Origin of the sequence: Streptomyces plumbidurans, assembly GCF_019857225.1 — a bacterium.
In the GTDB taxonomy this organism is placed as follows: Bacteria; Actinomycetota; Actinomycetes; order Streptomycetales; family Streptomycetaceae; genus Streptomyces; species Streptomyces plumbidurans.
The window spans coordinates 128,360-145,517 of record NZ_JAFJSY010000017.1; the positions used below are offsets into that span (position 1 = coordinate 128,360).

General features: G+C 70.7%; 12 protein-coding genes and 1 pseudogene. 8 read left to right on the forward strand and 5 right to left on the reverse strand.

Features of this window, described 5'->3' with window-relative positions:
* Nucleotides 1–83: 83 nt before the first annotated feature.
* From JYK17_RS14475 to JYK17_RS14485, 3 genes are all read right to left on the reverse strand, one after another.
* Entirely contained in the window at nt 84–794 is a 711-nt protein-coding gene (locus tag JYK17_RS14475) for a SecDF P1 head subdomain-containing protein (protein WP_128802514.1), read from the reverse strand.
* Nucleotides 791–1,336: a SigE family RNA polymerase sigma factor gene (locus JYK17_RS14480; RefSeq protein ID WP_128802513.1), complete on the reverse strand. Its 546-nt coding sequence runs from the start codon at nt 1,334–1,336 to the stop codon at nt 791–793. Before JYK17_RS14480 ends, JYK17_RS14475 begins: the two co-directional genes overlap by 4 nt.
* Nucleotides 1,337–1,519: 183 nt before the next feature.
* Nucleotides 1,520–3,619: a nuclease-related domain-containing DEAD/DEAH box helicase gene (locus tag JYK17_RS14485; protein ID WP_128802512.1), complete on the reverse strand. Its 2,100-nt coding sequence runs from the start codon at nt 3,617–3,619 to the stop codon at nt 1,520–1,522.
* Nucleotides 3,620–3,740: 121 nt separating this feature from the next.
* Here JYK17_RS14485 and JYK17_RS41000 point away from each other — a divergent pair.
* The 6 genes and pseudogenes from JYK17_RS41000 to JYK17_RS14515 form a co-directional block, all read left to right on the forward strand.
* Nucleotides 3,741–4,253 (forward strand): annotated as a pseudogene (locus JYK17_RS41000) (choice-of-anchor P family protein); the annotation flags it as partial.
* A 256-nt stretch (nt 4,254–4,509) separates the two neighbouring features.
* Nucleotides 4,510–6,033, forward strand: coding sequence for a hypothetical protein (locus JYK17_RS14495; protein WP_222810502.1), 1,524 nt, complete (start codon nt 4,510–4,512; stop codon nt 6,031–6,033).
* The gene (locus tag JYK17_RS14500) at nt 6,026–8,692 is read left to right on the forward strand and encodes a hypothetical protein (protein ID WP_222810503.1); all 2,667 of its coding nucleotides are present in this window, start codon (nt 6,026–6,028) and stop codon (nt 8,690–8,692) included. Before JYK17_RS14495 ends, JYK17_RS14500 begins: the two co-directional genes overlap by 8 nt.
* A 91-nt stretch (nt 8,693–8,783) precedes the next feature.
* Nucleotides 8,784–9,488, forward strand: a complete 705-nt coding sequence (locus JYK17_RS14505) for a nucleotidyltransferase domain-containing protein (protein WP_222810504.1) — start codon at nt 8,784–8,786, stop codon at nt 9,486–9,488.
* 167 nt (nt 9,489–9,655) lie between these two features.
* A complete protein-coding gene (locus JYK17_RS14510) occupies nt 9,656–10,432 on the forward strand; it encodes a hypothetical protein (protein WP_108010830.1) in 777 nt (258 codons plus the stop codon).
* 249 nt (nt 10,433–10,681) lie between these two features.
* Nucleotides 10,682–11,119: a M23 family metallopeptidase gene (locus JYK17_RS14515; protein ID WP_222810505.1), complete on the forward strand. Its 438-nt coding sequence runs from the start codon at nt 10,682–10,684 to the stop codon at nt 11,117–11,119.
* A 47-nt stretch (nt 11,120–11,166) separates the two neighbouring features.
* Here the strand turns inward: JYK17_RS14515 and JYK17_RS14520 are convergent, their stop codons facing one another.
* Both JYK17_RS14520 and JYK17_RS14525 read right to left on the reverse strand, forming a co-directional pair.
* Nucleotides 11,167–11,391, reverse strand: coding sequence for a hypothetical protein (locus JYK17_RS14520; protein ID WP_222810506.1), 225 nt, complete (start codon nt 11,389–11,391; stop codon nt 11,167–11,169).
* A 44-nt stretch (nt 11,392–11,435) separates the two neighbouring features.
* Nucleotides 11,436–11,669, reverse strand: coding sequence for a DUF8825 domain-containing protein (locus JYK17_RS14525; protein WP_108010825.1), 234 nt, complete (start codon nt 11,667–11,669; stop codon nt 11,436–11,438).
* A gap of 221 nt (nt 11,670–11,890) precedes the next feature.
* Here JYK17_RS14525 and JYK17_RS14530 point away from each other — a divergent pair, with 221 nt between their 5' ends.
* Both JYK17_RS14530 and JYK17_RS14535 read left to right on the forward strand, forming a co-directional pair.
* Entirely contained in the window at nt 11,891–12,568 is a 678-nt protein-coding gene (locus tag JYK17_RS14530) for a DUF4232 domain-containing protein (RefSeq protein ID WP_222810507.1), read from the forward strand.
* Nucleotides 12,569–12,917: 349 nt separating this feature from the next.
* Nucleotides 12,918–16,955, forward strand: a complete 4,038-nt coding sequence (locus JYK17_RS14535) for an nSTAND1 domain-containing NTPase (protein WP_222810508.1) — start codon at nt 12,918–12,920, stop codon at nt 16,953–16,955.
* Nucleotides 16,956–17,158: the final 203 nt, after the last annotated feature.

The window sequence follows — 17,158 nt, forward strand, 5'->3', positions numbered from 1 at the left end:
ACCTCACGTGGCTTGTGCGGTAGGGACTCCCCCCGGTTCCTCCGCACCGGTTCGTCAACGTCGTAGCTGTAGTTGACTACTACTCACCTGCCGGGATCCAGTCTGCGGGCGAGGTCGTGGGCGGTGGTGCTGGTGAGGTCTCCGACGTAGGCGCCGACGATTTCGAAACGGCCGCCGGTGATCGAGGAGGCCACATAGGGCCTGCCCCAGAGCTTGCCGTCGATGACGATGGCGAATTCGTTGCGCGGGGCCGGGGATCCCGCGAGGGAGCCGGTGAAGGCGGCGAAGCGGGTCCGGTCGGCGGGGCTGAGGGTCACCTCGACCTGCCAGGCACCGTCGCTGGCGCTCTTCTCCGCCTTCGCGGAGGTGACATGAACGTCGGTCATGCCCCTGGCCCGGTCGGCGCGGACGCAGAGCGCCGGTCCGGTCGCCGTGGCGTGCACGGTGTAGCCGCCGCTGCCAGGGGTGCAGGCCCGCTCCGTGGACGAGGTGACCGGCAGGAGGGAGACCGCGGCCGCCCTCCCGGTGCCGCCCTCCGCCGCGGGCTGAACCGTGTGCGCGCGGAAGGGCGCGCCGTCCGCGACGGCGACCCAGGCGGTGGCGACCACGGCGACGGCAGCGACGCCGACCCCGGTGCGGGCCAGCCGTTGCCGTCGCCGGGCGACCCGCAACGCACCGTCGGCCAGGCCGGCCAGATGGGTGCCCGCTGCGTCACCGCCGCTCTCCCGGACATGCGCGTGCAGGGCATCGTGCAGCAGCGTTTCGTACTGCGGGTGTTGGTTCGGGCTGTTCATGCGATGACGCCCCTTCCGGAGGCAGTGGAAGAGGAGGACGACGGCCCTGCCCCGGCCAGGGTGGTGCGAAGAGAGGCGAGCGCCTTGTGGGTCTGGCTGCGGACCGTGCCCTGAGCAACGCCCAGGATCGTGGCGATCTCGTGGTCCGGCCGGTCCTCGAAGTAGCGCAGCACGATCACCGCACGCTGGCGCTTGGGCAGCCGCCGCAGCGCGGCCATGATGTCCTGCCGCTGGACCACGGTGTCGGCCCAGTCGACCCGGGCGGACAACTGGTCCGGCAGGGTGTCCGTGACCGTCTCCCGCCCCCAGCTGAGGAGCCGGAAGCGATCCACCTGCGCGTGGTAGAGCGCCCGGCGCACGTAGATCTCCGGCTGCTCCCGGTCTCGCAGCTTCGACCAACGCCGAGCCGTGGAGGCAAGCGCGGTCTGGAGCAGGTCCCGGCCCTGCTCCCAGTCCCCGGTCAGCAGGTATGCCGTGTGCAGCAGCGATCTCGACCGCGCCGCCACGAACTCACGGAACTGGCGTTCCTCGTCGGCATTCAAAGCGCCCTCCCTCGTTCCCAGTTAAAGACGGGCGCGGAAGGAGGTTCGACTGCCTTGCCTGCCGGACTTTCTCGACCGGGACGCCGCCGAGTACCTCGCGAGAGAACGCGTCAGTGCTGGTGCGTGTCGTGGCGGCGCATCTCCGTCTCGCCGTAGTGGCAGGGGCTGCAGGAGTCTTGTCTGTCATCGCCCTTCTGGCTGCCGATTCACGCTGCCCAGCCACAGCACGTCACGCGCCCGGGTCATGGCCACGAAGAGTCGGCTTCGCGCCAGCTCGTTGCGCTCACGTTCGGTTTCCCAGGCTTCCGCGTCGGGTGTGCGGGAGCCGTTCGTCAGGGCCGTATCGTGCTCGGGGAGGTAGACGCGCTTGAACTCCAAGCCCTTGGCCCGGCGATAACTGCCGAGTTTGACGGCGTCGACGGGGCGGCCGTCATAGTGCTCCAGCAGGCATACGGAGATGCCCGCCCGTTCGAGGAGCCGTTGGTAGTGGTCGATGGCGCGCATGGATGGGCACAGCACCGCGGTGTCCGGGCGGGCGCCGGGCGGCAGGTCGCGCAGGGCCTCCAGGAGGGCCTGGTCGTGCTCGGCCGGTGTCGGCTTCGATACGCGGATCACGTTGCCGTCGTGATAGGTGAGTTCGACGTCTCGGCGGCCCGGCGTCGGGAGCCCGTCGATGTCCTCGAAGGAGTCCTCGGCGACGACAGCGAGTGCCGCGTCAAGGATCTCCTTGCTGTTGCGGTAGTTGGTGCGCAGGACTTGCCCGCGGTCCCCGCGAATGTCGATGCCCGCGTCCGACAGGCGGAAACCGCCTGGGTAGACGGCCTGTTGGCCGTCGCCGACCAGCAGCAGTCCGTTGGGCGCATCGCCGACGAGAGCGTGAACGAGCCGTACTCCGACCAGGGTCAGGTCCTGGACCTCGTCGACGATCACTGCCGTATAGCGGTGGTGCGCTGTGCCGCGCCGCGCTTCTGCCAGGGCGAGGGAGAGGACGTCGTTGAAGTCGTGCACGCCGCGCTCGACGCGGAGCGCTTCGTACGCCTCGTACAGAGCCCAGACGGCCTTCCGATGCGTACGCCGCAGACTCGCGCGACGGCGTCGGCGGGGCACCGTGGCGTACTCCTCGAAGGACGTGATGCCGCGCCCCTTGATGACGCGGTCTATCTCCTCCTTCCAGTACCCCCAGGCCGGGTCGATCTCGGTCAGGCAGCTGTCACGGCCGACGTGCTTCCAGGCAAGGCTGAAAGCGGTCTGGGCCTTTTCTCCGTGCAACCGGACGGGGACACCGCTGTCGCGCAGGAACTCCTGGGCCCAGGAGTGCAGGCTTCGGAAGTCGACCCTGTCGGCCACGGCGGGGGACATGGTCCTGAGGAAGGTCGCCTGCACACGCGGGAGGTTGTTGGCGTAGGTGACGTACAGGAGCCGGCCGGTGGTGCGCTGGGCGAGGTGCGCCGCGCGGTGCAGGCCGACCACGGTCTTGCCCGTGCCTGCCGGACCGCTGATTCGTGCGGGGCCGGCCCAGTTGCGGCGCACCAGGGCCACCTGATCCGGGTGCAGGAAGGTCATCCACTGCTCGATCGGGGCCCGCAGCGCTTCTTCCAGAGCCGCCTCGCGCAGTTCCTCGATGTTGAACAGACCGTCGGACAGGTCCGCTCGGGGCCGCACCTGAGGCGGGGACGGTGCCGTCTGCGACACGGACGATCCCTCGTGCTCGGGGAAGACCCGCTCCAGATGGTCGGCGATGGCACGTACGGATTCGGCGGGAAGTCGACTGCGCTGCGACAGCAGAGCCGGTCCGACCTCCTGCTCCCCCAGCAGCCGGATCCTGCCCAGCCCGGCATCGATGCGGTGCCCCGCGAAAACCATCACGGGCTGGACCGCGACCGGGGACATCCCCAAGGACGCCACCGCCGACTCGGCCACCCTCGTCACGGCCAGCAGCTTGGCTGCGTGCTCACCGCGGGGCTCGCCTCCGGCGAACAGCTTGCCCTGCGAAACCTCCGGTGCGGAGCGCCAGTTCTTGACGTCGAGAACGAACACACCGCCGGGACCGACCAGCAGCATGTCCACGTTGGCCGCCCTCGTCCCCGGCCACCTGCGGTCGACCAATAATCGCCATCCGCGCGCCGTCAGGACCAACAGCTGGGCGGCGACCCTGCGTTCGCCCTCGCCGGCGGCTTCCCAACGAACCGCCTGCCGCCGGGCCCTCTGCCACTGCTCCCTGAGCAACCGCTCCTGCCGCCGCGCCTCCTGCGCCCGCCTCGATGCCGATCCACCAGCCGCCATGCCACGCTCCCCTCGTACGGAGAGTAGTGATCGTATGACGATCAGCTATGGCCTGGGCAGGGCGCATGACTGACCAGGTTCGTCCCCGCCGAACGACTTCAGCCACCACCGGGGTTGCGGCGGCGCCTGTGGCAAGGCCACAGGTAGCACCACGCTCACCCTGAAGATCACGGGAGTTCCGACTACGGTGTCGGGAGATCCGAACCAGGAGATTTCGCTCGTCGGAGGTGGCCGGCTCACCGTGAACGAACAACTGCCTTCGGCCGGCACGGACGAAGACCTCAAGGCGAACGGCAACCACCTCGTACTTCCCGTCGGCTGGGGCGGGCCTCAGGAGTACACGGACGCATTCCTGCGGTCCGCCCGCCGGGCTGTCGAGGATCTTTGCGAACGACGGGGCGGGGAACTGGAGTCACTCACCTGCGAAGTCGTATCCGGCGACACGGACGCCGTGGTGGCCGCCACGACCGTGGTGCTCTTCCGCGGCCGACGCTGCGTCTTCCGTCGCGGGATCTGGCCACCGAGCCACCCCGCCGACACCCGAGCCGCCATCTATGCGTCCGTCCTGGAAGAGCGCCTGCTGACACGCGAGATCCCACAGCTCGGCGACGTGACGTCGCCAGTAGACCTCTGAGGCGCGCCGGCGAACGTCGGTGCAACGCGCGGCCCGTGTGCGCTCCGGCTGCCGAGAGCCAATGCCGGAAAGGGGGACTCTTCCCGCAGAACAGCCACTCACCGCCGTGGCGTCACAGCCGTGGCGTCACAGCCCCACCGAGCTGATTCATCCGGTTGCGTGACTCCCATCCGAAGTGCCGCTGTCCGCGCGGAGATACGCCAGAATGACGGATCAGTTTCCCGGCTGAAAGGCGCTCAGGGGGTGGGAGCGGGAAATGGTTGAGCACACGGTCGCCGTCGACGGGCAGGGGCGGGCACCGGAACTCGTGGACGGGCCGGGCTGGAGCCGCCCTGGGCTGGACGTCGCGGCGGGCCGTTATCCGCTCTCGGTGGAGCGGCACGTGATGCGCATGGTCGATCACCTGGTGCCCGGGGTGACCGCGGTGACACCGCACGCGCGTTACTACGCTCTGCACGGGCTGATCGCTGCGCAGGCAGCTGCGGAGGATCTGACGGTCCCAGCCGCCCAGACTCTGCTGCGCCGCTCGGAAGTGGCCTTGGCCGCCGTGTCGTTCGCGCATCATCCACAGGCTCTGGAGTGGCTGCCGCGTGCTCACGGGGTCGATGCCCTGGCCCGGCGACTGCACGCCGGGACGGTCACCATGTCCGAAGCCGAGGTTCCGGGCAAGGACGGGTACGTACGCAACTCCTGGGGGTTCTGGGGGCCCTACGCCGGATCCGAGATCACGCTCGGCATCCTCGGCACAGGTCCCTTGCCGGTCCCGGGACCGCGGCTCGACACGGCGACGCTACGAGCCGGACTGGGCGGGCTGCTCCAGCTGGCCGCCGAGGACACGCTGAACGTGGATGATCTCGCCTCTTTCGGCGACCGGCTGTGCGTGTGCGTGGGCGGCGAGCGTCCTGACGGGGCGTGGCTGGCGAACCTGTTGTGCGAGCCCGATGCGCAGGCCGGGCAAGGCGCCCGCTCGACGACACGTCGACAGACGATTCAGCTTCTGACCCGTGTGGTCGCTACGCATCCTGTCCGCCGCTTCACCCGCGACATCGGGCACGTGCTCGCTTTCGGCGACTTCCTGACCACCGATGCCGTGACCAGTGGCATCGACGCGGCCGGTGCCTGGCGCGGGGTGGTGCTGAGGAACTACTCCGTCGGAGCGTGGCGCCGCCTGTGGTCCTGGCTCGTGGAGCAGGTCGACGGACTGCTGCCGATCGAGGAAGTGGCCGACCGCTTCGCCGCGGAGCTGCCCGACATGACGGTGGACGCGTTCCTGTCCTCACTTCCGGCGACGCAGAGCACGACCGGAGCGCCGTTGCCCGCCGAGCACGACCTGCGGTGGGCGGGCGATCCCTTGCCCCTCAGAGAGCTGCGGGTGCTCGCCGCCGGCGCCCGTCGGGTGGACGAACTCAGCGGCCGGGTGCGGGACGCGTTCCTCGGCCGACGTGGTGTCGAGCTCGGCCCGGAATGGGTACAGCGACGGCTTGACGAAGCACGGCCCATGAAGCTGCGCGATGTCGCCCGCCGACTCACCTACGACCTGGTGGCGAGATCGCAGCGGATCGCACTGGCCAAGGCCCGCCGACGCACCGACGGCACTCTGTGGCTGCCGACCCGGCTGCACGAGCGCGGCGGCCTGCTGTACCGGACCAGCCAGGAAGGGCGCGGTGACGTCGGCCTGCGGCTGGACCAGCTCGGGACCGTCCTGGCCACCTGCGGCGTACTGCACTACGACGACCAGCACTGGTCGGTGACCAGGAGCGGGAGGGCTCTCGTTGACTGAGACGGCACCGGCGCCCGGAGTGAAGCCACCGACCGCATTCGCCTCTCCTCTGAGCCTCATCCTCGACGAGGAGCGCACCAGCGGACACGGCCTGGAAGAAGCGCTCTTCCTCAGCTTCACCGCCGATCTCGGCTTCTTCGAGGAGGTCGCCCTCGGCGTCACCCAGGCCACCGGCGCACGCGTCACCGTGGCCGGAGATGTCTCCATGGCCCGGAACGATCCCCGGTCCGTCCGGCGCGCCGGTCGCAGCTACCTCGCCGGTCTGGCGTACGCGGACGGTGCCGCGTTCCACCCCAAGCTGATGGTTCTGGCCGGACCGGAGCACGCCACCATCGCCCTCGGCTCCGGCAACACCACCCTGGCAGGCTGGCAGGCCAACGCCGAGCTGTGGACGGTACTTCGGGTGGACGGCGACCAGAGTCCCGCCGCGATACCGGACCTCGCGGCATGGCTGCGCGACCTGCCGGAAAGGGTGAGGTTCTCCGCCGGCGTGCCACAGGCACTGGGTCGGGTCTCGGCACTGCTGGACCGGCTCCATCGCGACAGGACACCCACGGAGCCACAGGTCCGCGTCGTCAGCAGCCTGCGTTCGCCCATCATCGATCAGCTGCCGCACGGGCCCGTCGACGAACTGGCCGTGTTCGCGCCCTTCTACGACCAGCGCTCCACGGCACTGGGCAGGCTGCTCGAGCGCTTCCGTCCTAGCCGGTTCACCCTCTTCTACCAGCCCGGCCTCAGCGATCTCGACGGCCCGTCGGTCGCCGCGCTGGTGAAGGAGTACGACGGACGCGTCATCAGCGACAACGATCAGCGCTACCGCCACGGGAAACTCGTCGAGTGGGCCGCCGACGGGCAACGGTGGGCCTTGACCGGCAGCCCGAACCTTTCCGCCGGAGCCCTGCTGCTTTCCCAGGGCGAGGGCGGCAATTGCGAACTCGGCGTCATCACCCCCATCGCCTCCACCCTCCTTCCTGTCGGCACCGAGGAACCGGCCGCTCGGCTGCACGCGGCCGCGCCCCTCCCCCGCCCCACCGTCGGCAGTGGACCGCTGTTGCTCGGCGCCGTACGCGTATCGGACGGCCTGGAAATCAGCATGGCCCGGCCCCTCTCCGACACCGCTCACCTGGAGTTGTCTCAGGCGGCCGCACCGCCGGAGACCTGGGAGCGCATCGCCGACGTCCCGCCCGGCCAGGCCACTCAAACCGTGACGGCTGCGGCGGATGCGGGCAGCCGCGTGCGCCTGGTCGTCGTCGGCAGCGACGGGGTACCGAGCTTCGGCAACATCGTGTTCGTCGTCGACCCGGACCGCGCGCTGCGCCGAATGACCCCGGCCCAGTCCCGGACTCCCGCGACACGGCCACCCGACCTGTTCGCGGACCCCCGGCTCGCCGAACGTTTCCTGGGCGATTTGGAGACCCTTCGTACGACTCTGACCTCCACCTCAGCGGGCGTATCCGCGAGCAGCAGCACTGGCGGTGCGGTCGCGACGGCCCCACGGGACGGCGACGAGGACGGGTGGGAACGCTATCTGGACGAGTGCGCCGGGCGCGTCGGGCACCCTCTCACACGCTTCGCACTGGGGCTCCCCCTCTCCATCGACACCGGCACGCCCTTTCAGGACCTGCTGCCCGTCTCCTGGGACGAGCGGTTCACCGACGACATCGAAGCCGCCCTCGACGAGGACGACGCCGAGGCCGTGGCAGCGGAGCACGCCCCTGAGGCAGCCGGTGCCGAAGCGGGTACAGCCGCCCTGCCCGACCTCCACCAGGCCGACCAGGAAGTCCGCCGCAGATACCGGCGCTGGGTGGAACGCCTGGTCGCCCTCGCTCCCCACCTGGGTCCTCCGGAACGCATGCTCGTCGTCCGGCTGACCCTGTGGACCGTCGCAGCGGGCGCCTGGGCTCCGGCACACACCGACTGGCTGCCATTGCTCTCCCGTGCTGTCCGCGCACTGGACCGGAACGATCTCCCCCAGCGGATCGAGCCCCAGGTCGGCAGCCTCGCCGCAGTCGCCCTCGCCGTGCTCCGAAGCCATGCCCCGCGCTACGAGATCACCCCTGAGACCCTCGCCTTCAACGAAGCTTCCCAGGCAGTAGGCCACTTGCTTCCCGCAGTGGATCCCGCGTACGTCACGGAATACACGGCGCTGCTCGACACAGCCTTCGGTCCCGCCGTCGACCAGGACGCTGTACTCGATGTCGCGTCGGACGTCGTCCAGGACGATCCCCTCGCCGACGCCGTATGGTCCCTCACCGAGAAGGGACGCGACGTACACCGCCACGGACAGCTCCTGCTCCACATCACCGGCCGCTTCAGCAACCCCGCGCTGGTGGCACTCGAAGCAGTCGGCGCCGCGGAGGACGCGCCCCTGGTCGGAGCCTGGGCAGACGCGAGCTCCGACTCCGGCGGGGGAGCCTGGGCTCTGGTGATCTGGCGTAGGCCGGACCTCATCGTGGTCGATGCCCGCGGATCCACCCCCCTCTGGAGGCACCACCGGCTCACCGGCCTGGTCGGGCCCAGAGCCCTCGCCGCACAGCGCAGCTTCGAATCCGCCGCCTCCGTACCCCACGGCCCCCGCAACCAGTCCTTCGATCTGGCTCGCCAAGTCCTGTCGGACCTCCGTCTGACCGAGCCACGGCCACCCCGGTGTGGGCCGTAGCCTGGTCGTGGCCAAGGTCCTCACGACATTGATGCAATGTGCACGTCAGTGCTGGCGTGCGCGTGGTGGGGCCAGTGTTAGTAGTTACCGCATGGATGCAATCGAGGCCGCACGCGCCGTCGTAGCTGCACAACACCCCGAAGCGCGCGCCGCCTTCCTGGGCGGCAGTGCCGTGACAGGTCGCCGCACGGCCACGTCGGACCTCGACATCGTGGTGCTCCTCCGCGGAGCCCCAGCCCCGTACCGCACGAGCCTCCAGTACGCCGACTGGCCAGTGGAGATGTTCGTGCAGACCGAGACGACGTGGCAGGCATATGTCGAACGGGAGCTGCGCAAGCGCAGGTCACCGCTGCTGTGGATGTGCGCCGACGGTTTGCTGCTCTTCGACACCGATGGACTCGGAGCACGCCTCGCCGCGCAGGCCCGGCAGCTGACCGCCGCAGGACCACCCCCGGTGCCGGCGGAAGAGATCGAAGACCGTCGCTACGCGATCACCGACCTCCTGGACGACCTTGCGGGAAGCCACGACCATAGCGAGCTTCTCTTCATCGCGACCGAACTGGTTCGACGAACCGGTGAGCTGGCATTGGCCGTTGGCGGTTCCTGGGATGGCGGTGGGAAGTGGTTGGCACGCCGTCTTGAGACGACCGCGCCAGGGCTCAGCGCACGCCTCCACCACGGGCTACGGGAGGTACTGGGCGGGACAGTAGAGCCCCTCGTGGCCGTCGTGGACGAGGTGCTCGGGCAGGCCGGCGGCCGGCTGTGGGTCGGCTACGAGCGTGCTGGGACTCCCTGAAAGATCCCGCGCGCGGACGTCGTCCCGTCCATTCCTCGACCTGAGGATCCGGCGCGAACCCGAACCCGTCGGTGATGACGACCTGGAAATGCGTCCGTGCGCGCGGGACAGCCGCCGCATCGAAAGTCACGCCTCGATGCCTGCGAACGCTGGCATGATGCGCGTTCATGGGGACGAGGGACGACAGTGACGAGGCGTACGTCGTCGGCTTGTGCAACCAGGTGCTCGGCGAGACGGCCTTGGCCCAGCACAAGTTCGACTGGTTGCTGGGCGACCCCGGGAGGGGTGGCCGACGTGCCAAGCTGCCCGTCGACGCCTACTGGCCCGGTCACCGACTCGTGGTCGAGTACCGGGAACTCCAGCACGACCAGCCGACGCCCCACTTCGACAAGCCGGACACTCTCACCGTCAGCGGCGTCCACCGGGGCGAGCAGCGGGCGTTGTACGACGCCCGGCGTGATACGGAGATCCCCGCGCACGGACTGCGGCTGATCGTGATCCGGCCGGCCGACCTGGATGCGGACGGTCGCGGGCGACTGCGCCGGAACCGGGAGACGGACCTGGCCGCGCTTAAGAGGATCCTGGCACGCCACAGCGACGAGGACCGGGTCACCGACGCCTTCCGTACCTGGCTTCTTGCCGAGGGCTGGACACCGGTCGATCCCACGGACCGTTGGACAGATCTCGAAGCCGTGCGCGGCGATGAGCGGCTGATCTGCGAAGCCAAGGGCCGCACCAGTGAGAAAGGAATCGACGCCGACATCGCCTACGGGCAGTTGCTGCGGCGGATGACGAACCAGGAACCCCGCACGCGGTACGCGCTGGTGGTGCCGTCCTCATCCGTGAAGGCGGTCGAGCGCGTTCCGGCGCATGTTCGCGAACTGTTGCGCATCGACGTGTACGCGGTGTCGGACGACGACGTGGTGCGTCGGCTGCCGGCGTAGTTGGGGAGGGCTGTCCTGTGCTGACCGTCTCGCACTGGGACGCAGCGTCCGGAAGGGAGCGCACGTGCGCGGTTTGACGCCCGGGCCGCAACTGCCGCCCCGCTTACCGGAAGTGCAAGCTCTCTCTCGGTTCCTGGCCGCGAAGCCGGAGGAGTGGCCCAGTCTCGCCCCGCGCGTGACGGACGAGATCGGCGCGGGCGTAGTGCGCCACACGGTCGAAGCAGGCGCTGTCGCAGCCCCCGCCTCTGTATGGCGACTGCCCGGTCGTGGTACGTCGTGCAGGGCGGCGGCCGCGTGCTGAACCACCATGCCCAGGTACCGGAGCAACGCGGTGCCCTCGACCTGGTAGGGCTCGGCCGACACGGCACCCGAGTCCGGCCCGGCCGTGACCTGACCGCCTACGCCGCCTACGGACGCCCCGTCCGCTCCCCCTGCGACGGCCGAGTGATCTCCGCCGCCGACACGCTCCAGGACCAGAAGCCCGGTGAGATCCGCTACCAACCGCCCTACGGCAACCACGTGTTCATCGACACGGGCCGGGAGCTCGTCAAGCAGGCCCATCTGCGCCCCGGCTCGGTGACGGTGGCCAAGGGCGACACCCACGCCGAACGCGACGGCGTCGGCCTGGATCTGGAGTTCACCGGTCTGTCCGGACGACTGCACCGGGGGCGAAAGATCCGCGCCTGAGACGACGGGTGCCCTTCACCTGACTCACGAAGACGGTGTGCACTGTGTCAGCTCAGCCCTTCCGACCCCCACTGCTCCGCCCCCACCCCCCGCCACTCGATCCAAGGGGAGTTCGCCAGCTCCGACGGGTCGACGTCCAGGCCCGCGCGGCGGAGGAATTCTGCTATGTCGGTGAGGTTGTGGGCCAGGCCGAGGATCTCGCCGTCGACCCGTACGCGGCGGCCGCCGGAGGGGGACGGCGGGAGGACGGTTACGTGGATCGGGCCGGGCATGTCCTCAGGGTCGTCCGGGGCATGTGGTCCCGCAGTCCCGCGCGTCATCGGTGCGACCGTTCGGGCAGGTCGGTGGCCGGTCGCTCCAGGGCGCGCAGTTCCCACCAGGCCGCGGGGTTGGGGCGGCGATGCTGCCAGTAGGGGTGGAAGAAGAGCCGCGACGACAGTCGGTAAAGGCGCCGGCGCAGTTCGGTGCGGCCGGGGCGCTCGGCGAGCTGCCGGTAGGTGGCGTTCCATTCCTGCTGGGTCCGGGTGAGGTCTGCGGGGAACGATCGCATGACTGAATTCAAGCATGTGTTCGATTTTTTAGTCCATCGGCCATCACCCCTCACCTGTCACCCCTCACCTGTCACCTGCCACGTCTCACCTTGCACCCTTCGCCTTTCGCCCTTCCGCGAACTCTTTCGGCCTCCCGTGCATCGCACTGGGCAACGGGCACACCGGCCCGACCACGCACACACGCCCCCCTGGGGCGGCACGATCTGAGGAGCACATGCACATGGCGACCTTCCGGCGCGGCACCGGCGGCTTCAAGACGGCACGGCATGCCGTCGTCGCGATCGGGGCGGTTGCCGCCCTGAGCCTGCTCACCGCCTGCGGTGACGGCAGCGGAAGCGGCAGCGGCAGCGGTGACAGCAACGGCGGCGGCAACAGCAGCCGGCAGACCGGTTCCGACTCCTCCGACCCGCCCACCGACTCCGGCACCCGCACCGCATCCCCCACCACCGGCAACCACGCCTCCGCATCCGGCGGCTCCCCCGCCGCCGGCACCCGCTGCAAAGCCTCCGAGCTGCGCGGGCACGTCGGGCGGAACGACCCCGGTGCCGGGCAGGAGAACTTCCCGCTCGTCGTGACCAACTTCTCCGGGCGTACCTGCACCCTGTACGGCTACCCGGGCGCCGCCTTCGTGGACGGCTCCGGCAAGCAGCTGGGACCGGATCCGGCACGGGTCTCCGGGGGCCCGGCGAGGATCACGCTGGCGCCCGGCAAGAGCGCCTGGGCCGGTCTGAGCTTCGGCAATCCCGAGATCAGCGGGGCAAGGACGGCGACGCCCGCCGGGATCAAGATCACGCCGCCGGACGAGCGGGAATCGGTGAAGGTCGACTGGACGGCCGGCGAGGTTCCCGTGTCCGAGGCCGCGAAGATCACGGTCTTCCGGGCGGGCGACGGCGGCTGACCGTTCCGCACCGCGGCGTTCGGCTCCGGTCCCTCCCCTCGTGGGGACCGGCGCCGAACGTTGCGGGCGGCCTGTCGGACTCGAGCGATGTTGCGAAGACACCGGCGCCGGGTGTTCGGCGGCTCCCGCAGAAGCTGACCGAGAACCGTCGGCGTCATGGACTGTGTCTGCGGGCGCTGAGCCGGTGGCCTGCGCGGACGGCGGGCGGCGGTACGCCCCGTGCGTCGTGATCCTGCCAGCTGAGGCCCCCGCTGAGGAGATCGCGGCTCCGGTCCGGAGACTTAATGCGCAGGTCAGCCGTATAAGGTGAGTTTTCCGGTCCGGATGTTCAGTGCGGGGGAAGTGGGGAGTGCAGGCCGTGGGTTCCGACTCTGGGGCACGTACGGCCTTCGCGGAGCGCCTCGCGCTGCTGTACAAGGAGGCCGGCAACCCGCCCCTCGCGCGCGTGGCCGAGGCCGTCGTACAGCTTCAGCGGGTGGACGAGCGGGGGCGGCCCGTACGGGTGTCGGCCCAGCGGATCAGCGACTGGCGCCGGGCCAAGAACGTACCGGCGCACTTCGCCGCCCTCGCCGCCGTGCTGCACGTACTGATCCCCCAGGCCCGGCGCGCGCAGCCCGCGCCCGTGTCGGCCGGACTGTACGACATGGGGCACTGGCAGCGGCTGTGGGAGCTTGCCGTGGCCGACCCGGCGGGCGAGCGTCCCGCGGCGGCCGCGGACCCGGAGGAGACACCGCCGAGCGAGCTCCCGGCCGTCCCCAGCGTGTGCCCGTACCGCGGCCTCGCGTCCTACCGGCAGGAGGACGCCCGCTGGTTCTTCGGCCGGGAGCGCAGCACCAACGCCCTGGTGGAGCAGATCCTCGCGGCCGAGCGCACCGGCGGCCTGGTCATGCTCGTCGGCGCCTCCGGAGCGGGCAAGTCCTCCCTGCTGAACGCCGGCCTGGTCACGGCGGTGCAGGACGGGGCGCTGGGCGACGACTCCAAGCCGAGGGCCGTGCTGCAGCTCGTACCGGGAGCGGACCCGGTCAAGGAGCTGGCCCGGCGGATACCCCCGCTCGCTCCCGTCCTGTCCGCGCTCGAGGGCGAAGCGGGTGAAGCGGGCGAAGCGGCACAAGGGGGGTCCGACGCCCACCAGTTCACCGGCGCCGTACAGCACGCCTTCACCGAGTGGGCCACCGGCGAGACCCCCTCCGGCGCGCGCCCGGTCGTCATCGTGGACCAGTTCGAGGAGGCCTTCACCCTCTGTGGCGACGAAACGCTCAGGCGGCGCTTCGTCCAGGTGCTGCACGCCGCGTGCACTCCCGTGGAGGCGGGCGAACCACCCCCCGTGCTCGTCGTCCTCGGCATCCGCGCCGACTTCTACGAGCAGTGCCTCGCCCACCCCGAACTGGCCGACGCGCTGCAGCACCGCCACATGGTGCTGGGGCCGCTGACCACGGCGGAGCTGCGCGAGGCGGTTACCGGCCCCGCCAAGGCCGTAGGGCTGGAGCTCGAACCCGGGCTCGCGGAGCTGATCGTCCGGGAGGTCAGCGCCGACGGGCCTCGCGGGACGCACGACGCCGGCGTGCTGCCGCTGCTGTCCCACGCGCTCCTCGCCACCTGGCAGCGGCGCAAGGCGGGGCGGCTGACGCTGGCCGGGTACCGGGCCGCGGGCGGGATACAGGGCGCGGTGGCCGCGACCGCCGAGCGTGCCTGGTCCAGCCTGGACCCGCCCGCGCGTACGGCCGCGCGGCTGCTCCTGCTGCGGCTGGTCCGGCTGGGCGAGGACACCCAGGCCACCCGGCGCAGGGGGACTCGGCGTCAGCTGGCGGACGAGTCCACCAACCCCGACAAGACGGAGGAGTCGCTGGAGGCGCTGGTCCGCGCCCGGCTGGTGACGCTGGACGCGGAGACCGTGGAGATCACCCACGAGGCGCTGCTCCATGCCTGGCCGCGGCTGCGGGACTGGATCGACGAGGACCGCAACGGCAATCTGCTGCGCCAGCGCCTCGAGGAGGACGGCCGGGCCTGGGAGGGCTCGGAGCGCGACTCCTCGCTGCTGTACCGGGGTTCGCGGCTGGAGCAGGCGCACACCTGGGCGAAGTCCGCGGGCGAGGGCGTCGACACCTTCCTGACCCGCAGCGCGGTGGAGTTCCTGGCCGCCGCGGTCAGGCTGCGCAGGCGCACGGTGTGGATCAGCCGCGCCGCGGTCTCCGCCCTGGTCGTGCTGGCGATCCTGGCCGTCGGCGCGGCGGTCGTCGCCTGGGAGCAGCGCAACGACGCCGAGTTCGAGCAGGTGGTCGCCGAGGCCGACCGGGTGCAGTACAGCGATCCGTCGATGTCCGCCCAGCTCGACCTGGTGGCGCACCGGCTGCGGCCGGACGACAAGGACGCCGGCAGCCGGCTGATCTCGATCGTGAACGCGCCGCTGGCCACCCCGCTGTACGGCCACACCGGCGCCGTCTACCTCACCTCGTTCAGCCCCGACGGAAAGCTCCTGGCCACCGCCAGCTACGACCGCACGGTCCGGCTGTGGGACGTCAGCGACCGCAGCCACTCGAAGCCGCTCGGCAAGCCGCTCACCGGACACACCAGCTGGGTGAGCAGCGCCGTCTTCAGCCCGGACGGCCGCACGCTCGCCAGCGCCGGCGACGACGGCACGATCCGGCTGTGGGACGTGACCGACCCGGCGCATCCGGTGCCCCGCGGCAAGCCCCTGACCGGCCACAAGGGCACGATCTATCTGATCGCCTTCAGCCCGGACGGGCACACCCTGGCCTCCGTCGGCGAGGACCACACCGCGCGCCTGTGGAACGTGACCGACCCGGCCCGGCCCACGGCGCTCGACACCCTCAGGGGCCACGCCGCCGCCGTGCGCTCCGTCGCGTTCAGCCCCGACGGCCGGACGCTGGCGACGGGCGGCGACGACGACACCGTACGGCTGTGGAACGTGTCCGACCCCGCGCACGCCACCCGGCTCGGCTCCCCGCTCAAGGGGCACATGGATCTGGTGCACTCCGTGGCCTTCAGCCCCGACGGCGACACGCTCGCCAGCGGCAGCGCGGACGACACCGTACGGCTGTGGAACGTGCGCGACCGGGCGCACGCCGCGCCGATCGGCTCGCCGCTGACGGGGCACACCGGCCCCATCTGGTCGGTGGCCTTCAGCCCCGACGGGGAGCAGCTGGCCGCGGCGAGCGCGGACAGCACGGCGAGTTTGTGGAACGTGAGCGATCCGGAGTATCCCTCGCAGGTCGGCGAGCCGCTGGCGGGCAGCAGCGGGGAGATGTACGCGCTCGGCTTCAGCCCCGACGGCAAGACTCTCGCGACGGGCAGCGGGGACGGCAAGGTCCGCCTGTGGTCGCTCCCGACGTCGGACATGATCGGCCGCACCGGGCGGTTCCGTCCGGACGGCAAGGTGCTCGCCACCGTCGGGCGCGACGGCGCGACCCGGCTGTGGGACGTGCAGACGCCCAGCCGGCCGGTGGCGCTGAGCAAGCCGTTCAAGAGCGCGGACGCCGGTGAGGAGACGGTGTTCTCCCCCGACGGCCGCACGCTCGCGGTGCTCACCGGCAACCGCAAGGTCTATCTGTGGAACGTCGCCGACCCGCGCCGGCCGGTCGTCCACGGCCCCCCCGTCGTGCTGCAGACGCGGTTCATGGGACCCGACGCGCTGGCCTTCAGCCCGGACGGGCGCACCCTGGCCACCGCCTACACCGACCACACCTTCCAGCTGTGGAACGTCACTGATCCCTCCCATGTCAGCGCGTACGGCGCACCGCTGACCGGCCACAAGGGCTACATCAACGCCCTCGACTTCAGCCCGGACGGCCATACGCTCGCCAGCGGCAGCGCCGACGGCACCATCCGGCTGTGGAACGTGACCGACCCGGCGCGCACGAGGCCGGTCGGCGCGCCGCTCAGCCGGCACTCCGGCCCCGTCAACGCCCTCGCCTACAGCCCGGACGGCCACACCCTGGCCAGCGGGGGCGACGACGACACGGTCCGGCTGTGGAACATCACCACCCCCTCCAGGACGACCCGGCTGGGCTCGCCGCTCACCGGCCACACCGAGGCGGTCGTGTCGCTGACGTACAGCCCGGACGGCCGCACCCTGGCCAGCGGCGGCAACGACAACACGGTCCGGCTGTGGAACGTGTCCGACCCCTCCGACGCGGGCCCGATCGGCCAGTCGATGAGCCCCAACGCCAAGACCGGCAACTTCCTGTCCTTCAGCCCCAGGAGCCACATGCTGGGGGTGTCCAGCGGCACCGACACCGTACGGCTGTGGAATCTCGACACCGACGACGCCGTCCGGCGCATCTGCTCGGCGACACACAAGGTGCTGACGCCACAGAAGTGGCACGAGTACCTGCCGAGACTTTCGTACAAGTCTCCGTGCGGTGACTAGAGAACCGGACGCCCGTGGAGCGCCTGGGCCAGTCAACTGACCTACGGCGAGGGCGAGTTGACCATTGTCCGGGGCGTGAGAACGGCCACAACCGCGGGGCGGACCGGGCGGTCGGCTCCCGCCGGGCCTCCGGCCTTGTTACGCTGGCATCAGCCCGATCGCTGGTGCATCCCCCGTCGCCAGCGGTCGGGCCTTCGCATGGA